Origin of the sequence: Streptomyces sp. SID3343 (assembly GCF_009865215.1) — a bacterium.
In the GTDB taxonomy this organism is placed as follows: domain Bacteria; phylum Actinomycetota; class Actinomycetes; order Streptomycetales; family Streptomycetaceae; genus Embleya.
The window spans coordinates 1-4533 of record NZ_WWJX01001345.1 but is presented as its reverse complement, the minus strand read 5'-3'; the positions used below and the strand labels follow the sequence as shown (position 1 = coordinate 4533).

Sequence of the window (4533 nt, the reverse complement as noted above, 5' to 3'; positions counted from 1 at the left end):
GGCGCCGGGCGCGCAACCCGGGCTCGGAGCCGGGTGGGGGCTCGTCTCCGGCGCCGACTCCCGCTCCCGCTCCGACTCCCGCTCCCGCTCCGTCTCCGGGCACCCGCTCGTCGCGCGACCGCCGGGCGACTCGGGCGCGCCGTCCCGGGACGGGGACGAGGACAAGGACCGGAACAAGGACGAGGACCGGGACGCCGCAGCGCAGCCGAGGAGGATGCGCCGGCTCGTCTCGACGCTGCGCCGTCACCTGCCAGGGCCGAGACGGCCGAGCCGAGCATGGCCGATCGCCCTCGGTGCAACGGCCGCGGTGACGGCGGGGATTCTGGTGTGGTCGTCCGTCGTCGAGCCGGGGCGCGCGCGGGAGCCGGCGACCGTACCGGCCGGATCTCGCGCGATGCTCGTCGGTGACGAGCGTACGGCCGACCCGTGCGCGCTGGTCGATCCGGCGTCCCTGGCACGCTTCGGCGACATCAGGCTGGACGCGGCCCTGGGCGGGTTTCGGCGATGCGACCTGCTCGTACACACGGGGAACGGGCAGCGGGTCGCCGACGCGGAACTCTCGTTCATGGAGGGTTCACAGGAGTTGGGCGCACAACTGCGTACCCGCCGCATCGGCGACATCACGCTGATCGAGAGCCCCGTCGAGGACAACGAGTGCCACCGCATTCTTCGCCTCCCCGACGGCTACGTGGTCAAGGTGACGACCACGAAGCTCGCCGACGCGTCGCCCGATCTGTGCGACATGGCCGACGCGGTGGCCTATCACGCGGTCGGCGTGGTCGGTCGCGGTCCGATCCCGCGACGCTCGTCCGCACCGAGAGACGCGTCGCTGATCCGCGAGGACGCATGCGCCATGCTGGATCCGTCCGCGCTCACCCGGGTGCCCGGGCTCGACACTCAGCGGCCGACTCCCGGTTTCGGCGACTGGAAATGCCGTTGGCACAGCACCTTCGGCAAGGCGGCCGTCATCCTGCGGTTCTACCAACGGGAGCCGCTGGGCCCCGAGGCCGGCCGACCGAGGCGGCTGGCCGGCCGGCAGGCGTTCGTGGCCCCGGGAGGATCGGACAAGAACAAGTGCACCGCCCGCGTCGTGCATCGCACGTACCCGAACACCCCGGTCCACCCCGTCGTGGAGCTCGTGCAGATCGAGGTGTACGCACCCGAATCCGAGGAGTGGCTCTGCGCGATGGCCGGCGAGCTGGGAACCGCGCTGGTCGAAAAACTCCCCAAGCCGTGAGCCCCCACCCCGGCGCCCAGACCTGCAGACCGTCCGAGCGGGGAGGGGCGAAGAATCGAGGCGGACGGAGCGTGGTCGTCGGGTACGCTGCCGCCGTGATCCGACTCGTCGCCACCGACCTCGACGGCACGTTGCTGTGCGGGGACGGCACGTTGTCGCCACGAACGCTGCGGGCTCTCGGGCGGGTTGCCGATGCCGGGGCCGAAGTGGTGCTGGTCACCGCCCGACCGCCCCGTTTCGTCGACGCGCTCGCCGAGCGGTTCGGCCTGTCGGGCACGGCGCTGTGCAGCAACGGGGCGCTCGTCTACGACATCACGTCCCGGACCGTGCTCACCGCCCGTACGCTGCCGGTCGAATCCGCGCGCCGAACGGCACGGACCCTGTCCGTGCTGCTGCCCGGCGTCGAGTTCGCGATCGAGACGGGGCACAAGGTGGTCTTCACGCCGGGATTCCGGGTGCCCATGCCGGAGGACGCAAGCGCGCAGTTCGCCGTGAGCGGCGTCGAGGAGTTGTGGTCGGCCGACGTACCGATCGTGAAACTCCTCGCCCGATCGACGCGATTCGACGCCGACGCCATGCTCACGGCCGCGCGCGAGGCGGCCGGTGCGCTCGCCCGGTTCACCCACTCGGGAGGCACGGGTCTGCTGGAGATCAGCGCACCCGGAGTGACCAAGGCGGCTGCCCTGGCGACTCATTGCCGCGACCGCGCGATCACCGCGGCCGAAGTCGTCGCGTTCGGCGACATGCCCAACGACCTCGACGTCCTCCGATGGGCAGGCGCCGGCTACGCCGTGGCCAACGCACACCCGGACGTCCTCGCCGCGGTGCCACGACACACCACGTCCAACGACGAACACGGCGTGGCCACCGTCTTGGAACGACATTTCGGGTGACACTCCGAGGCTCCTGCTCCGGAGGGCTCGGACAGATCGTGATCGACAACCGGGCCGCTCACGCAGGTCGCTGTTCCGCCCGGGTGCGGCCCGCATGGTCCCGGAGCCGACGGATCGGGCCGACCTGTTCGGCTTCCGACGATTCCGGGACCACTTCCGCGCTGCGACCCGGCGCGATCAGGTCGGCTTGACCTTGTTCCAGTTGAAGTTGCCCACGCCGCTGAACCAGGCCTTCGCGGGCGGGGCGAAGCCCGCGCCCGTGCTCGCCTGGATCCACAGCGAGGACGTGCTCGCGCCCTCGTCGTAGAACATCGCGAGGTCCGTCCTGCCGTCGCCGGTGAAGTCACCCGAGGTGAGCTTGACGCGGTTCCAGTCGAAGCCACCGACGCCGCTGTCCCACACCGGCTGCGGAGCGGTGAAGCCGGTTCCGGTGCCGGTGCCCGTCATGGTGAAAAGCCCGGTGCGGCTGTCGTCGTAGTTGTACAACAGGCCGATGTCGGCCCTGCCGTCGCCGGTGAAGTCGCCGGAGGCGACCTTGACACGGGCAGGATTCCAGGCGCCGGCTCCGCTGTCCCAGACCTGGTCGGGACCGGTGAACGAGGTACCCGTGGCGGTCAGCCGGTACACGACGACGCGGCTGCCGTCGTAGCCGTGCACCAGGCCGAGGTCGGCCTTGCCGTCGCCGGTGAAGTCGCCCGACGTGAGTGAGACCCGGCCGGCATCGATGGGCGTCGTGCCGCTGTCCCACGTCCTGGTCGTGCCGGTGAGGCCGGTCGCCGTGCCGTCGAGAGTGAAGATCGCGCTGTGGGTGGTGGAGTAGCCGTACAGGAGGGCGATGTCGGACCTGCCGTCACCGTTGTAGTCGCCTGCGGTGATCTGCGTCCTGTCCCAGTCGAAGTTTCCCGCGCCGCTGTCCCATGCCTTGATCGGAGGTTGGAAGGTCTTGCCGTTGCCGTACGCCAACCACATGGAACTGCGCGCGTCGTCGTCGTTGTACATCATGGCCACGTCGCTCGTACCGTCGCCGTCGAAGTCGCCGGAGATCGGCTTCGCGCGGTTCCAGTTGAAGTTGCCGGCGCCGCTGTCCCACGCCTTGATCGGCGCGTCGAACGAGGTCCCGCCACCGAAGGCGGCCCACAGCGAACTGCGGCTCGCCTCGTCGTCGTAGAGGATGCCGACGTCGCTGAGGCCGCTGTGGTTGAAGTCGCGGGGAGCCGTGACCGGGTAGGCGCCCGGGGCGGTGTTCGGGTTCCACGACGCCTCGCCGAGCAACACGTCGTGATCCGTCACGTCCGGGTCGTGGCCCACGACGGTCGCCGAGTAGTCGACGAAGTGCGGGGCGCTCAGGAAAACGTAGTCCAGCTTGTCGCGCTCGGCGGGCGCCGCGGTCTCGTACGTGACCTCGCCACTGCGACACCGCGCGGCGGTCTGGGGGCACGTCGATCCGAAACGGGCCTTGTCGGTGTCGTCGATCTCGACGAACCTTCCGGTGCCGCCGGTGTGCGAGTACATCCCGCTCATGCTCGGGTCGTTCGGCCGGAAGTTCAGGTCGCCGCCGACGACCACCGGGATGCCGGCGGCCACCCACGGGTTCACCGTGGCGGCCAACTTGCGGTTCTCGCCCGGCCCGGCCCCGGTCGGGTGGGTATGCGCGCCGCACGCGCGCAGCGGGCGCGACCGGAGCGTGGTGTTGGCACACACCATGCCCGCCTGCTCGTCGGGTGTGCCGGGCTCGCTCAGGTTGTGGAAGTCACTGCCGCTGATCGGTCCCTTGACCAGGACCGCCACACCTTCGCTTCGGGTTCCCCACGCGGGACCCGAATCCCCCGTCTCCTCGTTGTGCAGACGGCATCTGAAGTAGCCGTCCTGCAACGCGCGGAACTCGCCCCGATAGCCACGCGCGGCGAGCTTGTCGAGCAACACCTCGAACTGCGTACTGCACACTTCGTTGAGGAAGACCACGTCGGGTTGGGCGGCGACCACCTCGGCTTCGATCTTCGCGACGCGCCGGGTGACCTCGCCGGTCATGCCCGTCGGATCGGTGGTGCACGTGTAATACGCGCCGCAGATGTTGTATTCGAGAAACCGCAATGTCGCGGGCGGACCCGCGGCCGTAGCCGCGGTCGCCGCGCCCATCGGCGTGAGCAGCGCCGCACACAGCGCCGCGATCATCACCAGAATCGTTCTGAACCTCACGATGTCTCCAGGTTCGGGTTCGGACGCGGTCCCGACGTCGACCTTCGCAAGCACCACAAACTCGTGCGGGCCGAGGTCACGTGCGGGTCCCGGGTCACCGACGGTGTCGGCGACCCGGGACCCGCACTGCGTTCGGTCGGATCAGGACTTGACGACTCCGGGGGTGGTGGTGTGGTTGCCGTCCCAGTCGCCGACCACGGGGGTGTC

General features: G+C 70.0%; 2 protein-coding genes and 1 pseudogene. 2 read left to right on the top strand and 1 reads right to left on the bottom strand.

Going from position 1 to position 4533, the window contains the following annotated elements:
- Both GT354_RS55165 and GT354_RS55160 read left to right on the top strand, forming a co-directional pair.
- Positions 1 to 1237: pseudogene (locus GT354_RS55165) on the top strand (hypothetical protein); the annotation flags it as partial.
- Positions 1238 to 1332: 95 nt separating this feature from the next.
- Positions 1333 to 2130 (top strand): HAD family hydrolase, encoded by a 798-nt coding sequence (locus tag GT354_RS55160; protein ID WP_346012433.1) that lies wholly within the window; start codon positions 1333 to 1335, stop codon positions 2128 to 2130.
- A gap of 177 nt (positions 2131 to 2307) precedes the next feature.
- On the opposite strand, the gene GT354_RS42665 is transcribed toward GT354_RS55160, so the two are convergent.
- Positions 2308 to 4326, bottom strand: a complete 2019-nt coding sequence (locus GT354_RS42665; protein ID WP_161362237.1) for an FG-GAP-like repeat-containing protein — start codon at positions 4324 to 4326, stop codon at positions 2308 to 2310.
- Positions 4327 to 4533: the final 207 nt, after the last annotated feature.